This window comes from Pseudochrobactrum asaccharolyticum, from assembly GCF_003314995.1.
In the GTDB taxonomy this organism is placed as follows: Bacteria; Pseudomonadota; Alphaproteobacteria; order Rhizobiales; family Rhizobiaceae; genus Pseudochrobactrum; species Pseudochrobactrum asaccharolyticum.
Genome location: NZ_QNRH01000004.1, coordinates 363,829 through 378,711, shown reverse-complemented (window position 1 = coordinate 378,711; position 14,883 = coordinate 363,829). Strand labels below are relative to the sequence as shown.

The 14,883-nt window shown below is 49.2% G+C and carries 21 protein-coding genes and 1 tRNA gene; 9 read left to right on the top strand and 13 right to left on the bottom strand.

Translation table 11 applies throughout. The features are described 5' to 3' along the window. Positions 1–5: 5 nt before the first annotated feature. The 6 genes from cysP to DFR47_RS12925 all read right to left on the bottom strand — a co-directional run bounded on the left by cysP (position 6) and on the right by DFR47_RS12925 (position 5,525). Positions 6–1,016: a thiosulfate ABC transporter substrate-binding protein CysP gene (cysP, locus tag DFR47_RS12945; protein WP_113944826.1), complete on the bottom strand. Its 1,011-nt coding sequence runs from the start codon at positions 1,014–1,016 to the stop codon at positions 6–8. 248 nt (positions 1,017–1,264) lie between these two features. Then, complete coding sequence (locus DFR47_RS21785) at positions 1,265–1,438, bottom strand: hypothetical protein (RefSeq protein WP_170137498.1); 174 nt, start codon at positions 1,436–1,438, stop codon at positions 1,265–1,267. Positions 1,439–1,622: 184 nt separating this feature from the next. Further along, on the bottom strand, positions 1,623–2,192 hold the full coding sequence (locus DFR47_RS12940) for an NADPH-dependent FMN reductase (protein ID WP_113944825.1): 570 nt from the start codon (positions 2,190–2,192) through the stop codon (positions 1,623–1,625). 295 nt (positions 2,193–2,487) lie between these two features. After that, positions 2,488–4,047, bottom strand: coding sequence for a TerC family protein (locus DFR47_RS12935; protein ID WP_113944824.1), 1,560 nt, complete (start codon positions 4,045–4,047; stop codon positions 2,488–2,490). A 13-nt stretch (positions 4,048–4,060) separates the two neighbouring features. Beyond that, entirely contained in the window at positions 4,061–4,366 is a 306-nt protein-coding gene (locus DFR47_RS12930) for a hypothetical protein (RefSeq protein ID WP_113944823.1), read from the bottom strand. Between the two features lie 481 nt (positions 4,367–4,847). Continuing rightward, positions 4,848–5,525 carry a DedA family protein gene (locus tag DFR47_RS12925; protein ID WP_113944822.1) on the bottom strand — a complete coding sequence of 226 codons (678 nt, stop codon included), beginning with the start codon at positions 5,523–5,525 and terminating at the stop codon, positions 4,848–4,850. A gap of 524 nt (positions 5,526–6,049) precedes the next feature. Between DFR47_RS12925 and DFR47_RS12920 the strand changes: the two genes are divergently transcribed. Continuing rightward, positions 6,050–6,125: transfer RNA gene (locus tag DFR47_RS12920), tRNA-Lys, on the top strand. 80 nt (positions 6,126–6,205) lie between these two features. On the opposite strand, the gene DFR47_RS12915 is transcribed toward DFR47_RS12920, so the two are convergent. The 7 genes from DFR47_RS12915 to DFR47_RS12880 all read right to left on the bottom strand — a co-directional run bounded on the left by DFR47_RS12915 (position 6,206) and on the right by DFR47_RS12880 (position 10,977). Continuing rightward, positions 6,206–6,730: a Lar family restriction alleviation protein gene (locus DFR47_RS12915; protein WP_113944821.1), complete on the bottom strand. Its 525-nt coding sequence runs from the start codon at positions 6,728–6,730 to the stop codon at positions 6,206–6,208. Further along, positions 6,727–6,942: a hypothetical protein gene (locus DFR47_RS12910; protein WP_113944820.1), complete on the bottom strand. Its 216-nt coding sequence runs from the start codon at positions 6,940–6,942 to the stop codon at positions 6,727–6,729. The genes DFR47_RS12915 and DFR47_RS12910 overlap by 4 nt, the downstream gene beginning before the upstream one ends. A gap of 361 nt (positions 6,943–7,303) precedes the next feature. Further along, positions 7,304–7,846: a hypothetical protein gene (locus tag DFR47_RS12905; RefSeq protein ID WP_147245563.1), complete on the bottom strand. Its 543-nt coding sequence runs from the start codon at positions 7,844–7,846 to the stop codon at positions 7,304–7,306. Between the two features lie 77 nt (positions 7,847–7,923). Further along, complete coding sequence (locus DFR47_RS12900; protein ID WP_113944818.1) at positions 7,924–9,111, bottom strand: site-specific integrase; 1,188 nt, start codon at positions 9,109–9,111, stop codon at positions 7,924–7,926. A gap of 227 nt (positions 9,112–9,338) precedes the next feature. Beyond that, a complete protein-coding gene (locus tag DFR47_RS12895) occupies positions 9,339–9,527 on the bottom strand; it encodes a hypothetical protein (RefSeq protein WP_113944817.1) in 189 nt (62 codons plus the stop codon). Between the two features lie 258 nt (positions 9,528–9,785). Further along, positions 9,786–10,085 (bottom strand): hypothetical protein, encoded by a 300-nt coding sequence (locus DFR47_RS12885; protein WP_113944815.1) that lies wholly within the window; start codon positions 10,083–10,085, stop codon positions 9,786–9,788. A gap of 259 nt (positions 10,086–10,344) precedes the next feature. Next, a complete protein-coding gene (locus DFR47_RS12880) occupies positions 10,345–10,977 on the bottom strand; it encodes a helix-turn-helix domain-containing protein (RefSeq protein WP_147245562.1) in 633 nt (210 codons plus the stop codon). Between the two features lie 60 nt (positions 10,978–11,037). Between DFR47_RS12880 and DFR47_RS12875 the strand changes: the two genes are divergently transcribed. The 8 genes from DFR47_RS12875 (at position 11,038) to DFR47_RS12840 (ending at position 14,866) form a co-directional block, all read left to right on the top strand. Then, the gene (locus DFR47_RS12875) at positions 11,038–11,313 is read left to right on the top strand and encodes a helix-turn-helix domain-containing protein (RefSeq protein WP_170137497.1); all 276 of its coding nucleotides are present in this window, start codon (positions 11,038–11,040) and stop codon (positions 11,311–11,313) included. Then, positions 11,310–11,582, top strand: coding sequence for a hypothetical protein (locus DFR47_RS12870; protein WP_113944812.1), 273 nt, complete (start codon positions 11,310–11,312; stop codon positions 11,580–11,582). The genes DFR47_RS12875 and DFR47_RS12870 overlap by 4 nt, the downstream gene beginning before the upstream one ends. 54 nt (positions 11,583–11,636) lie before the next feature. Next, a complete protein-coding gene (locus DFR47_RS12865) occupies positions 11,637–11,936 on the top strand; it encodes a Gp49 family protein (protein ID WP_113944811.1) in 300 nt (99 codons plus the stop codon). Between the two features lie 73 nt (positions 11,937–12,009). Next, the gene (locus tag DFR47_RS12860; protein ID WP_113944810.1) at positions 12,010–12,267 is read left to right on the top strand and encodes a hypothetical protein; all 258 of its coding nucleotides are present in this window, start codon (positions 12,010–12,012) and stop codon (positions 12,265–12,267) included. Next, positions 12,260–12,541 (top strand): hypothetical protein, encoded by a 282-nt coding sequence (locus DFR47_RS12855; protein WP_113944809.1) that lies wholly within the window; start codon positions 12,260–12,262, stop codon positions 12,539–12,541. Before DFR47_RS12860 ends, DFR47_RS12855 begins: the two co-directional genes overlap by 8 nt. 1 nt (position 12,542) lies before the next feature. Further along, positions 12,543–12,806: a hypothetical protein gene (locus DFR47_RS12850; protein ID WP_113944808.1), complete on the top strand. Its 264-nt coding sequence runs from the start codon at positions 12,543–12,545 to the stop codon at positions 12,804–12,806. A gap of 54 nt (positions 12,807–12,860) precedes the next feature. Continuing rightward, positions 12,861–13,937 carry a DUF7146 domain-containing protein gene (locus DFR47_RS12845; RefSeq protein ID WP_113944807.1) on the top strand — a complete coding sequence of 359 codons (1,077 nt, stop codon included), beginning with the start codon at positions 12,861–12,863 and terminating at the stop codon, positions 13,935–13,937. Next, entirely contained in the window at positions 13,937–14,866 is a 930-nt protein-coding gene (locus tag DFR47_RS12840) for a hypothetical protein (protein WP_113944806.1), read from the top strand. Before DFR47_RS12845 ends, DFR47_RS12840 begins: the two co-directional genes overlap by 1 nt. Positions 14,867–14,883: the final 17 nt, after the last annotated feature.

Genomic DNA, 14,883 nt, shown 5'->3' with positions numbered 1-14,883 from the left:
TCACGTTATTTGCCCGTGAACAGCTGGTCGAGAATACCGCCTTCAGCGAAATGCTCTTTGGTCACATTTGCCCAGCCACCAAACTCATCTTCCACACGTACCAGTTTCACCTCAGGGAAATTAGCCTTGTGCTTTTCAATGGTTGCAGCGTCATGCACACGGTTGAAATTGCTGGCGAGGATTTCCTGACCCTCAGGTGCATAGAGGAAATCGAGATAAGCCTGAGCGATTTTACGGGAGCCGCGCTTATCGACAACCTTATCAACGATTGTCACCGGAAATTCAGACAGCAGGCTGATTGGCGGCACCACGACTTCATATTTGTCTTTGCCAAGCAGCTTCTGGGTACCCAGCACTTCGGCTTCAAATGTCACCAGAACATCGCCGATACCGCGCTCGGTAAAGGTTGTGGTCGCACCGCGTCCGCCGGTATCAAACACTGGAACATTTTTGAACAGCTTGGTAATAAAATCGCGAACCTGGGCATCATCCTTGTTAAAGGCTTCCCGCGCATAAGCAGTTGCCGCCAGATAGGTATAACGCGCATTGCCGGAGGTTTTCGGGTTCGGGAAAATCACCTGTACATCATCGCGCACCAGATCATCCCAGTTTTTGATCTGCTTCGGATTGCCTGCACGCACGAGGAAAGCAGGCAGCGAATAATAAGGCGAAGAATTGTTTGGCAGGCGGCTCTGCCAGTCCGCAGGGATCAGATTGCCTTTATCATGGAGAACCTGCACATCCGTGACCTGATTGAAGGTCACAATATCGGCTTCCAGCCCTTCCAGAATAGAACGCGCCTGTTTTGAAGAACCCGCATGAGACTGGTTAACTGTGATGGTTTCGCCGCTTTTCTCTTTCCATACCGGAATAAAAGCAGTGTTGATCTGCTCATAAAGTTCGCGGGCAATGTCATAGGAGACGTTGAGGATTTCTTTCGGCTCGTCTGCTTGTGCGGCAGTCAAGGGAAGTGTGAGACCGAGCGCGAGGCCGGCCGTCAACAAAAGCTTTTTCATATAATACCTGCGCTTAATCTTTGCTGAGTGCAAACGGGATGGAACTCTTGATGGCTCCGATACTCAGACAACGATCAACTAAAATCAACATTAAATCATTGATTTAAATAGATAATTTAATTTTCAAAATAAAAACAGAAATCTATAATCGCAGTAAAAACGAATGAGCAAGATTTTGCTAGAAACAAAGGGTTAAGCGCAATATGATTTCCGGAAACGGGGGCGAAAATCCGGATTTTCAGAAGATTTTACCAGATACCGCGATGGCGCCAGCAGCCGAATTTTTCAGATTGGTTCGGAGCAAGCCGGTTTTGACGACGTCGCTCGATGGTCTTCTCATCAGCAGAAATTTCCTGCCAAAACTTCTGAAATGCTTGCCGGCGTTGTTTCATCATTCCCTTCAGAGACTGAAAAAGAGGCATGAATAACACTCCTGTATCGTCAGGTTAACAAATTTAATATTTCGTTAATTTCTGCCAATCGGGTGTACTTGTCAATAATCCGATTAAATTTATGTGATTTAAAACCATCAATACTGGTGCTAAAAACAAGAAAACCGCTGCATCACTGCAGCGGTTTTTCTATAAATATCAATAAGATTTAATCTTATTTTTTGCGGATAACCTGAAGACCTTCGTTCCAGATTTTCAGTTCATCGAGAACAGTTTTCGCGCTGGCTTCAATCAGCTCATTGGCAACAAATTTGCCTTCATCACTGATATGCGCTGCGAAATTAGGAACATTAATGCCTTCCGGCAACGGTGTCATGCGCATGGATGCCAGATGCAGGCGGGCGATCTGTGCAGAACGGGTGCCGGCAGAAACGCCGCCATAGCTGAAAATAGCAGCAGGCTTGTAGTTCCATTCATAGAACAGATAGTCGAGCGCATTGGTAAACTCTGCCGGCGGGAAGCTGTTATATTCCGGCATCATGAAAACAAAGGCATCTGCTTCTTTGATCTTTGCACTCCATTTCTTGGTGTGCTCATGTTCATATTTCTGCATACGCGGATGATTAGGTTCGTTGAAGAACGGCAACCCCATATCAGCGAGATCAACGATTTCATTTTCAAAACCGCCATGTGCGGTTGCATAGTCATGGAACCACTGCGCCATAATCGGGCCTTTGCGGCCCGGACGGGTGCTGGTGACGATTGTAAACAGCTTAGGAGCCATAAGGCTGATCCTTATATAATCTTGACACGAAAACATTCTGCCCTGCTCCCGCAGGTTCGAAACTGCTTCCCGTCAATATGAGCAAAAGAAAAGCAGGCAGACGGATAGATAGCTGCCAATTCGCCTTTGTACTTAAAGCGTTTTGCATGAACTGCAAGGGTTCATGTTCACTCTTTTATGAAACATTGCGGTACGAATTAGTGAACAATACAGCGCTTAAAACAAAAAACCGCGCTGCTATCAGCGCGGTTTCTTCATTTATTGAACATTCTTCCAGAGAAAAATACGACAAATTTTAAATATCGTAGACAGTCGAAGCCGTAATCTTAACCTTGGCAATATTCCGGCGTTCCATGGTCAGCACTTCGAATTCAAAGCCGTTTGCCGTGAATTTCTCACCACCGATCGGGATGTGACCGAGATGCCAGAGAACATAGCCTGCCAATGTTGTATAACGGTCATCATCGTCCACCAGATCGGTATCCAGAACACCACTGAGGCGACGAATATCCGTGAAGCCGTCGACGATCCAGACGCCGTTTTCCAGTGTTTCCACACTCGGAGTGTCGCCGTCTTCGTCAGGGAACTCACCGGCAATCGCTTCAAGAATATCTGTCGGCGTTGCAACACCTTCAAACGAACCATGTTCATCGACGATAACAGCCATCTGCACAGGCGAACCACGCAGCTGCTCCATGACGCGCAACACATTACTGTGCTCGTGCACCACAAGCGGCTGCTTCATAGCCCCCTGCCAGTCAATCGGCTTGGAATCCGCCAGATAAAGCAGCAGATCTTTCGTCAGCGCAACACCAACAAATTCATCCACCTGACCACGGGCAAGAATAACGCGGGAATGAGCGAACTGACGCAACTCATTGCGCAATTCTTCCTCACTCGCATCGAGATCCAGCCATTCCACTTCGTTACGCGGGGTCATAATCGAACGTACCGGACGATCAGCCAGATCCAGTACACCACGGATCATTTCTTTTTCTTCCGGACGGAAGACATCGGCAGCAGCTGTATGTTCGGCAATCACGTCCACTGTTTCGGACAAAGCCATATCACTGCCACGTCCACCACCAAGCAAACGCAACACCGCACCGGCGGTGCGCTCTCGCAGATCATTTGTAGTCACGCGTTTTTCACGGTTGTGACGACCAATCTGGTTCGCAGCCTCGATCAGGATCGAGAAGCCGATAGCAGCATAGAGGTAGCCCTTAGGCACATGATAACCGAAGCCTTCAATCACAAGGCTGAAACCGATCATCATCAGGAAGCCGAGACAGAGGATAACAACGGTCGGGTGCTTCTCAACGAATGACATCAACGGCTTGGAAGCCAGCATCATCACGCCCATGGCGATCACAACGGCAATCATCATCACCGGCAGATGCTGCACCATACCAACAGCCGTAATCACGCTATCGAGCGAGAACACCGCATCCAGCACCACGATCTGAGCAATAACCTGCCAGAACACCGCATGAACCGGATTGCCCTCTTTTATGGCGCCTTTACCTTCAAGACGTTCGTGCAGCTCCATCGTACCTTTGGCAAGCAGGAACACACCACCAACAATCATGATGATATCGCGGCCGGAGAAGTCGAAAGAGAAAACGGTAAACAGCGGTTTGGTTAGTGTCACGATCCAGGAGATCGAGGCCAGCAAACCAAGGCGCATCAGGAGTGCAAGCGTCAAACCAAGCAAACGCGCTTTATTACGCTGGCTCGGCGGCAATTTGCCTGCAAGGATCGAAATAAATACAAGATTGTCGATACCAAGAACAATCTCAAGAATAATCAGTGTAACCAAGCCTATCCAGGCGTTGGGATCGGCAATCCATTCCATGGGTTGTCGTTTCCTAGAATTTCTGTTGCGGGATACGCTTGTATGTCAGCTCTATGCCGGACAAACGCGCAAGCATTGGTTCGGAACGAGAAGCGGTCACAAAAAACCGTTTCAGCCCCGCACCACAGTCACTTTTGAAATCAAAGTGCCGGAAATGCTTAGTTGCAGAGTATTTAAGCGCTGGCTCTACAAAGCCAGATAGCCCGTTTCGCTGATCCTTTTTCAGAATCCCAAGCGGGCTTGCAAAAAACACTTTGAAAAACAGGAGGATTTTATCCCGCTGGCCGGTCTCCTTTGCAGAAAACGGGCGTGCAAACATCTTCGTCCAAACAGACGCGATACTATGCAGCTTTGGTATGTAGCAGGATTTTTGCACAAGTTGAGAAACATCAGCCCGATTACTCCAAGGCGTGTTTCGTCGGCTATCACCGTGCAATGTAAACTTGTTTCGGATTGTTACCGACTGAGTGTGGCAACAATCCGTAATAGACGAATCGTCAGAAGTATCTTCCGGCATAAGAGTGTTTAAAGACCCCTGTTAGGCGCAAATGCGCGGTTAAAAAATTCTCTGTACAGCATGAGAGCGCCGTGTTCCAGACTTAGCACACAAAGGGCGCTCTAATACTGCATATTCATTTCAGAGCATACTAAAATTAACGCTCTAATCAATTGCCTTTATAATGAGTATAAATGCAATTCTAATCAAGATATTCCGGCAAATATTTCATATATCACGGACACTATGAAATGAGCAGCGTCGAAACAGTCAATTTTCCGCCGGTTTACAGTTTAAAAACAGCTCATTCTGCAGGTGTGGCAGAAACTTTGTTCTTCTTTACACCGCGTTTGCGCTCATGTTTCGGACGAGCGCGCATGAAGCGCACACCGATAATACTGGCAAGCGTTGCCACAACAGTCATGGCAACCGCCATCCAGACCCAGTCACTACCGTCAAGACGGGAAAAAATCCCTGCACCTTTACCGGCAAGCCAGCCCGGCAAAATCATGACCGGCGCCCATACCAGCGCGGAGGTCACGTTCGCTGTCTGGAAGCGCTTCTGATCCATCGACATCATACCGGCGACAAGCGGCACGGTACACCGAACAGGTCCGAAGAAACGACCAAAGAACACAGCAGCAAAACCATATTTGCGGAACAGCAAACGCGCCTGCGCAATATGAGAACGATATTTATTGAGCGGCCATTGGTGAATAACACGGCGACCAAGCCACCAGCCAAGAAAATAAGAAATAATATCGCCGATAACAGCACCGATAACGGCACCAATCATCACAGGGATCGGATCAATAATACCGGCCCCGACCAAACCGCCGATTGCCAGCATAATAGGCGTTGCAGGAATCAGCATACCGACAACAGCCAGCGATTCACCGAATGCTATCAATCCGACAATCGGTCCGGCCCAAGCCTGATTAGCCGAAATAAACTGTCCGAGATCACCGATAAAACCGTCCATTGAACCCTCTGATCATGCGAAACACAAAGATTTCTCTCAAGAATGCTTCACCATCAATTTCTTAAAAGATTAATACTGCCTAACAGACTGTTTAACCAATATCACAGCAGACGCTATGTCACTTTTTCCGTGCCGAATTATGGCGCAAAGATAAAACTCTGATGACAAAAACATCACGCATCACACGTACCGTCTGTTTATACCGCTTATATTATTAACAATCAGATCCACAGTGCACTCTTTGTGCAGTCTGATATACCCGTATAGCCATAATGCAAGATATATGTGCAGTTGATTATCACACATCAAGATTATGCACCCTGCACTGCCGGACAAATCAGAAGGAGAACGAGTTTTATTAGTGCAGGGAAAACACTCCATAAACGGGTGGTTGGCTGATAAATTTTACGAATAAAAATCAGCCGGCTTCATATTTTTTTGTAAAAAAATAATTTCATGACTAGACAGAGCAGCAGCACCACTTTATAGAACCGCTCACTTACTGAATGACAATTCAGAAAAGTGGGTGCGTAGCTCAGTCGGTAGAGCAGCTGACTCTTAATCAGCGGGTCACAGGTTCGATCCCTGTCGCACCCACCATAAAATCAAATACTTAGCAAATTTCGTCCGATTTTTATCCGATTTTTCCGACAGCATAAAGTCGGACAGATCGGATAGCATTATTTTATCGATCCTTCACTCGGCCAATTTAAACGTGGGCGCCATGCCCATGGGATAACCTCAGTTGGTTCGTAGCGACTATATTCAAGCCACACACCACGATCGCTATTAAACCCTGCATAACGCGGATAGCCTGCTGTAGCCTCAGGGTATCGTGCGAGCACATTAATAATGGTGCCATCGATTGGAGCACTTTTCATATTACGCCAAGGGGCTTCTGCGTGACTGGCTGCGATGATTTCAGCGGCTTGCGAATAAAGGACATATTCGCCTTCCATGCTGTCGACTTCCATGTGTGCGGTATCGAAATCAGACCAGTGAAGTCTATACCGCACCAATTCCGGCACGTCTGGCACGGCGCGGGTGTTCCAGTCGGCAATCGCAGTTTCCATGTCAGTTAGCGTTGTCCGTGGCCTAACCGCACAGCCCTCTGTCGAGCAAGACACTTCATATTCCCCCGCTTGGAATTCATGCGCTTCAGCATTCGCTCCACAAAACGGACACGGCTTCAATTCACTTGTCATATTGACGCTTCCTCTCCGCGAATATTATTAATCCGGAAGGCCGAAATTTCAGGGACATTATCGGTGTCACCTTTGCCTTCAAAATACCTGTCCGTTGCGCCGCGTTCATGCAGGCACACCATTCCAGTTGCGCGAACAGTCACTTCAACGGTGTCGGGCATGTCACTTAAAACGCGCCTCAGACGGCGGAACCATGTCAATTCACTTGTCATGCTGCTGTCCTTTCAGGGATTCATCGACCTCGAACCACTCGTCATGGCTGCAAGTTTCAACCTCTCCATGTCCATGGCAGTATTCGCAGTCCTCGTTGCCCCATCCGCAAATGCAATCCGCTGGCCAGCATTCACAATGGATATATCCGCGCCCTTGGCAGACAGGGCACCTTTCGGTTTCATTGTTCATTGCCTACCTCCTTGCGCCAAGGCTGCGCGGCCTGCGTCTGTAACGGTGACGTAATCTCCGTCTGCGCATTCATGTATTTTCACAAGACCGCGCTTTGCTAAGTCATAGAGTTCTATAATGCTGTAATTGTTGCGTTCGTCTCCGCGCTCGATAATAGATAAGAATGTTCGTTCATTGCGTGTCAGCTTCATTTGCCTGCCCCGTGGTCGGGGCGGTTGGGAGTTCCATGAAATGCGTCGGAACCCATTCTAAGTGCGGAGCATTCATAAAGAAGCCATCAGCAGATTTTGCTTGCTGGTCACGCAAATACTGCGTGTGCCACACTTCTGCACACCACAAACCTTTAGTGTTATAGCTGCCGATGATAATTAAGCGCTCTTTATCGCCAACTAACTCAATAGACTGCCACTGCTCGCCCTGTGCCGGTTCAGCAGGTGCAATACGCTGGCCGTTTTCAGAGAGCATCATACAAAGGTTTGCAACGTCTACAGGGTCGCCCTTTTCGACGTGTTGGCGGAGAATAACAGTCAAATCGTCCGCGTTCATACTTTGCCACCCGCTGCGGCCTTCCTTTCGCTTCTGCGCAAGTTTGGCTTTCATCGTTCTCGCAAAGTTATCGACCGCCGTATCGTCAGCGTGTTGTGCTGGTTCAGCAGGGGAATGAGCCTGAAGGGCGGCTGCAAGTCCTGTCCTGATAATTTCATCATAACTCATAGGGCGTTCGCCATGGAAAACGTCCTTGAATGCTCTTACGGCCTTATCGGTTATCATCCTCAATCTCCAAGATATTGCTAAATTGCCATTTCGGTACTCGCCCCACTATCAAACCAAGACACGAGATTACCGATCGCGGTGTCGGCCATGTCTGGATGGAGAGCGAGGTAATGCTTTAGGATTTGATGCGCGCCCTGGAGCGAGTGGCCGGACACAGCGCAGATCTGCGGCAGCGTGTTTCCAGCCAGTGCCATCCATGTGATAGCGGTTGCACGCATGTCCTTTTCCATGACCGTGGCAACGCTTGGCAGTTTCTTTGCTGCAGCAGCTCGCACGGCTGAAAACTCATTACGGTATGTCCATTGGTTCCATGGCTCCCATGTGTTTTCATTCAAATGAACAAACGGGCTTTCAATCTCTTTTGCCTCGCGCCGACGTGCGGCCGCGTTCAAACGTTCCTGATAGGCGGATGCGATCGGCGGATTAACCACCATGCCGGTCTTTGACTGCTTGAGCGCAAAGCGGCCATTGCGCAGTGCGCTGTTCTGCAGAGCAAGTCGATCAGTCTGCCGTTGCCCCGTCCACACGCCGCAATAAAGCATATCGGCCAGATCAACCCGACCTGCAGCTTCTGCCGCATTAATGAGCGCTTCAAATTCTTGGCGCGTAAGGAAGCGAGCACGCGGCTTTGGTGACTGCATATCCAGATCACGCGCAGGATTATATTTCAGCCCCCGCACCTTCCCTGAACGCATGCCCCATTTGATTGCCATGCCAAGCACAACCAGCACACCGCGCGCTGTGGCTACGCCTCGGTTTTCCCATAGATCTTCATACAGGCCATAGCAGATAGTCTGATCCAGTGAGGCGACTTCTGCCGCCCATAAATCCGGATCGTGGTTTTCAATGGTATGTGATTTTTGTCGGTAGTCTCTGATCGTGGCCGGTCGCTTCGTCTGCACACGCGGACTGGCAAGCCAATCCTCAATCAATCGCGATATGGGATATGTGCCTTTAGGTTTAAGCGGAGCTATTATTGTTGGCTCCGTTCTTTCCGTTCTGGCCTCCATGCGCTGCCGTGCGGCCTCAAGATCGCGTTCCTTGCTGAAATTCTGCGACCAATCCAAGGCTTCGCCAGCTGTAAACCACTGGCCATCCGAATGGCGCAGATCCTGCCCCTTATAACCAAGTTGCCGCAAAGCTGGCCCAGGCTCAAAGCGGGGGCGTCCATCGCGCCAGGCGATGTGTTTTATTTTGATACTCATTACTAAAATCCCTGTGAAAAGGATCCGGCGGCCACTCAATACTAAAGACCGCCGGATCAAATAACCCGGCTTCGGGGGAAAACACGGGCGTGCATACGCTGAGGCAAAAGGGGGATTTTCAGCGCAGAATTACTTGGTTGGTGGCATAATGAATGCACAAAGCATCAAGCCGCCAATGCCTGCAAATATGCAGCAGGCGATTATTCCAATGAGAATGCCTTCCAGCATTATTGCAGCACTCCGGATCCGGTCTCATCATTTGATGAGTGGCGGTTATTTTTTAAAAAGCGGGAGTTACCGAGCATGTCGCGGAAGATCCGTTTACGTTCACGAATATTATCAATGAGCGCGGCAGATAGCGGATCATCCGGATCTGAGTTCGCAATCAAGCTTCTGATTAAATCATCATGATCCATGATTGCCTCCGATTAGCTTATCTCGTGCGAGCTGGCCGCCAACGGTAAGTTGTAGCCCTGCCCTGCTTTCACGTACCAGCTCGGCCGCCATGAGATTACGGATTGTTTTATCTTCAAAGCGTTGCGAGCCAATCAGCCAGCAGCCGGACGTAATGCGATTTTGACGCTTATAACTGGCGATCGCCTTAAGCGCCTCCCGCTGTGAGCGTGGCAAATTCTTGACTGGATTTAAAACAGCCGGATTTTCACATATGGAAATCATACCGCCCTCGCTTTCGAGTACCGATCGCGCAGCATCTGATTTTCAGTAAGTGTAATAATCTTTAGATCCGGATTGAGAGGTGTGACGTGCTCAATACTTTCTTGCGAGAACACAGCGCCCTGCTGTTCAATCCAGTTTTCCATTGCCTTACGCGGCCAAACCCAGTTGGTAGGCAGCTTTCGAGGCATGCCTTCCTCCATATGAAGATTAAGCCATTGACGTTTTATCCATTGTTCAGATCGTCCGAGAGCAAGCGCGAGCTCGCTTATCCCGACAACTCTATCTGCTAAAGACATTTCCTGCCTCCTACTGCAAATCAGTTGCCTAACATTGATGAATTTTCATGTGAAAATCAAATGAAAATATGAAAAAAGTGAATTTGAGAAGATTTTTAGATGAAAACAGGAATTCAAATATGATTAAAATCTGTGAATAACTTTGAAAATTTATGACGAACAATATGCAAATTCGTTTGAATTTTGACGATTTACGCAAATTAGAGACAAATAAAAAGCGCCCATATAGGGCGCTTTCTTCGTATGATATTAGCAATAACTAGCCACGTAATCGGCAGCCGCCTACAACAACGCCCTTGATAACAACATTCTCATTATCAACAATATCAGGCAGACCAGGCTGCCCATCTGCCAGCGCAGTTAAAAGATATGGCGTCCTGTAAACCCTAAATACAGTCTCAGAAATCCCGCGCCGATGATCAAACTTCAAAGCACAGACAGCATCGCCCGGGCGAACTTTTTCATCTCTATCAACAACTACCACATCACCACGATCGAAGCCTGCAGCTGATAAAGCTGTTGTCTTTAAAGTCCATAATTCAACGGCTTTTGAGCGATCTGCCACGGCACGCAGAGCATGTATCATGATGTCCTGCGCCTTATCATTGAAAATATAAGGCTCCCCCTCTTCCTCACTAAAGAAGGCCATGCTCGGGCGTATGCGCTGCTCATAAGCAGGGACACCTGTAGCATCTTCAATCTTCTTCACTGAGCGTGAGGTAAGTGTGTGGCCGCTATCATCATTGGCATGAAATCGCGACAACGTGGACGGGTTTAAACCGGCACGCCTAGCAATATCAGTCAATGTTAAGCCGCTGGACGAAATAATGTTGTCCAACCATGCCAGCTGTTGTGCGCGTAAATCACTCATAGGCGCAATTAGACCAGCCATCTCAAGCACATTCAAAACGCAATACTCCGCTTGACAATGTGCAGCAAATCACATGTTCATATGAAAATTCAAGTCCTATGTGAAAAAATGGTCTGCGTCATAATGGAAAAATCATTCATAGAGATTGATCAGTTGCGTAATCGCCTTGGCATTGCTCAAGCAGAGATGTGCCGTGCAGCTGATGTCTCAGAGAGTACGATTTCAAAGGCGAGATCCAGCCAACGAGAGCTTTCGCCTCGTATTCGCAGGAAGTTACTCCGCGCGTTAGATCAAATTGCCTTTGCGCGTGGTGTCACAGTCATAGGTGATGATCGTAAGGAAGGCGCAGATCAATGAGCACCATCCTGTCATTAAGCACAGCCGCCAGACGGCCGGACAATATCTCAGACAACACGGCAATCCATAAAATGTTGCTGGATGAACTCAATGCTGAAGCTCAAGCCCATGGATGGGCTGGATCAGCCATTGATTGCTACCGTGTAACAGGCGGCATTATCGGGATCTCAGTGATTGCAGGTGTCATGCCAGCAACGATCGATGATCTGCGTGCATATCGAGACAATCAAAAACTTCACGAAGAAGAATTAACGCAACCAGCCTCTTGAATTGGATGCGGAATAGCTCCTACCAAATGGTTGGCAGGCAATGAGGAGAGTGAAATGGAAAGTTTAAGAGTAGGTGATGAACTTGCTGCAGGGGTTCAAAAAACGGCTAATCGTGTGACGCTGGATAGTATGATCGAAAAGATTGAAAGCGAAGATTACATCAGCCCTGAATGTCTTCCATCGATGACCATTTGTGTAATGAAAATGAAAAATGGCTTTGTTCTTGTGGGCAAAAGCGCGCCTGCAGATCCAGAAAATTTTGATCCTGAACTTGGCCGAAAATTTGCACGTGAAGACTGTATCCGCCAGCTCTGGCCGCTCGAAGGCTACGCCTTGCGGGAAAAACTCGCCTGAAAATAAGGCATAAGCGCCGGATTTGTCCGTAGTACCGGCGCGTCAATCTCTACCGAAAATTTGAAAGACTGCCATGGAAAAGAAACGGACGCCTTACAGACCGGATCAGCGGCTTGCTTTGCAGCGTATCGAAAGTGCTCGCATTAAGATGGGCATAACTCGTTCTGATCTTTGTCTTTCCGCTGATTTGTCAACCCGCACCTATCGGCGCATGTGCACGAGTGGTCGCGGCTTTGACCGCCATATCAGGGCTCTGCGCTTTGCTCTTCGTACTATTGATCAACGGCGCCGTGCTGCTGAGCAAATGTTTAGTGAGATTGCTGATGTCTGAGATGCGCGCAATTCGCCGCGCAGCCGGCGTTGCTCTTAAAGGGATCCGCTTCGCCCTTTCTGCGAGCAAGGTTCGTCCTACCGATCGGCGTTCTGTCGAGATTTATCTGCTGGTGACTGTCTGCGGCATAAGCCAGCCACTGACGGCCGATGTGTGCGGCTGCACAAAGCAGAACGTTTCGAAGCTGCTGCGGGCGGTGGAAGACCGTCGCGATGATCAAACCTTTGAAGCTGCACTTTCTGATCTTGAATATTTTTTCACAGAAGGAGTTTGATATGAGCGACGGCATTAAACTCGGCAAGATTGCTCTTGCTCTACTCGATCGCATGATCGGAAAAAGCCTTATCCTTATCAGACAAACCTCTGAAACAGCAGTAGCTGTGAAGCAAGGTGGATATGTCTATTTCTCACACCCTGATTGCCGTGCTGTACGCGCTGATGTTGCGCGCCAACTGATTGGCCTCGGAATTCTTGTGTCTCAGAAGGACGATCTGTTCTCTGAAGCTGATGGGGGGGGGGCAAAGTTATGTCGTCTCTAATCATCTGCCTAATATCATTAGATCAAAACCGCGTAAGCGCAGGAAAGCTTTAATATGAGCCGTTTTTCTGTCGCCAAAGACCGTGTTCTGGATGATCTCGAGAATATTATCGAGCAGCTTTTGCGCGCCAACCGTAAGCATAGACGCTCCGGCCTCTGGAATGTTGCTAATCCATATCGCGCAAAATCCAAGCCTGACCAGATGGCTGTATGGCTGCAGGGCAATCGTCGCGGTGCATGGAAAGACTTTGTATCTGGTGACAAGGGCGATGCGATCGATCTGGTGGCCTTCGGCCTGACCGGTGCAGTGACAGATGAAACACGCATTGCAGCTGTTGAATGGGTTGAAGACCGGTATGGCCTGAAAAGCATGTCTGCCGATCGGCGTGAGCAGCTGGCAGCGGAGGCTGCAACTCGGAGAAAAGCAGCGGATGCAAAAGAAGCAAAGCGCCGTGAAGCCTCCATATCTCGCGCTCGCAAGTTCTTCTTCAGCTGCAGTAGTCAGATCCTGAACACACCGGTCGAGACATATTTCAAGTCCCGCAACATTGATATTTCTAAGGTTCCAAATCTCGGCCGGTCACTGCGCTACCGCCCAGATTGTGAATATTGGATGGATCCGCAGCGACCTCATATCCCTGCCCTCATATCGGCAATGGTTGATAGCGGCGGCCGGATTGGTGCCTGCCATTATACATTTTTGCGCAATGACGGATCCGGCAAGGCTGATGTGGAGAAGTCCAAACTCATGTTTCCGGAAACTTCCGGCCTTGTCATTCGGCTGACCAATGGCGCGAGCGGATTGTCGGCCGAAGATGCTGCAGAACAAGGCGTTAAAGGCATATGCGGAATTGTCGAGGGCATTGAGGATGGCGCATCTGTCGCGATCTCAGAGCCAGAGCTGCGCATGTGGTCAGCAGGTAGTTTGTCCGGTCTTTTGACCGTTCCGGATCATCCGGCCGTCTCGAGCTGGATCATTTTCAAAGACAACGATTGGGGAAAACCCCAAGCGCAAGCGCTGTTCGAACGAGCAGTCGCGCGCATCAAAAGCTTCAGGAAGCCGGTCGAGGTTATCTCGATGCCGGCTGAATGGGGAAAAGACGTCAACGATGCAATAAGGAGTGGCTGGTAATGGCCGATATTCTCAAAATCAATGCCGTGGAATATGGCGGTGCTGTTGCACATGTCGCGGCATTTCGTGCCTTTGAAATTCTGACTGAAGGCAATGCCGATCTGCATGGCAGCAGCTTTGACTGGTATGGCGGCAGTCAAGATCCGGAGGCTGAGGAAACCGAAGTAATGGCGCTTGCGGAATATACCGCGAATACCGGCGCGATCGGTGAGCAGCTTTGGCGCTATGGCATTATTGCTGGCCTGATCGTGCAGGATGAACTGAAGCAACTGCAATTTGATCAGCTTACTTTTGCGCATCAGGTGGCCTTCAACACATTTACCAGTACGTGCCTCGGTGCCGAATTGGAAATGCGCAAGGCGCAGCTGGCAGCTGAAAAGGCTGAGCGGGAAGCTAATCGGGCTGATCCTGCGCCCCTCGCCCTCGAGGATAGTATTTTTGAGCCGGAAGCCTCGCTCAATGATCAGCATGACTATCAAAAGCAATTTCTGAAAGATCAGGCGGACGCTGCCAAGCGCCAAGCTGCAGCTGTAATTCCGCCTGCGGAGCCTGTTGGCTTCACGCTGCCAGTAGCATCTGGCTCCCTATCTTTAGGCAAAATCGATCAGGATGAAATCAATGCGAAAACAGCTTCAGAAAACGGATCGGAAGTTGGCGGCACGCCGTCAGCAGATACAAATGCACAGGGTGAAGCACCTGAACTGGACGCTACAGCAGACGGCGGAAGGGGCGAAGAACTTTCACCGGCCGCTCCAGGAGCGGGTGAGAATTCTGCTGAACTGGCACCGGCGGTGGCAAATGAAGCTTCCGAAGCGGCTGGCGAAAACGATGCTGCAGGTGGAGCAGAAACAGATGCTGCCAAAGCCGAACTGACTGCTGATGACAGCCAGACGGCTGAAAAATCATCAAAAGGCAAAAAGCAAAACTGAAACTGTCCGGTCAAAAG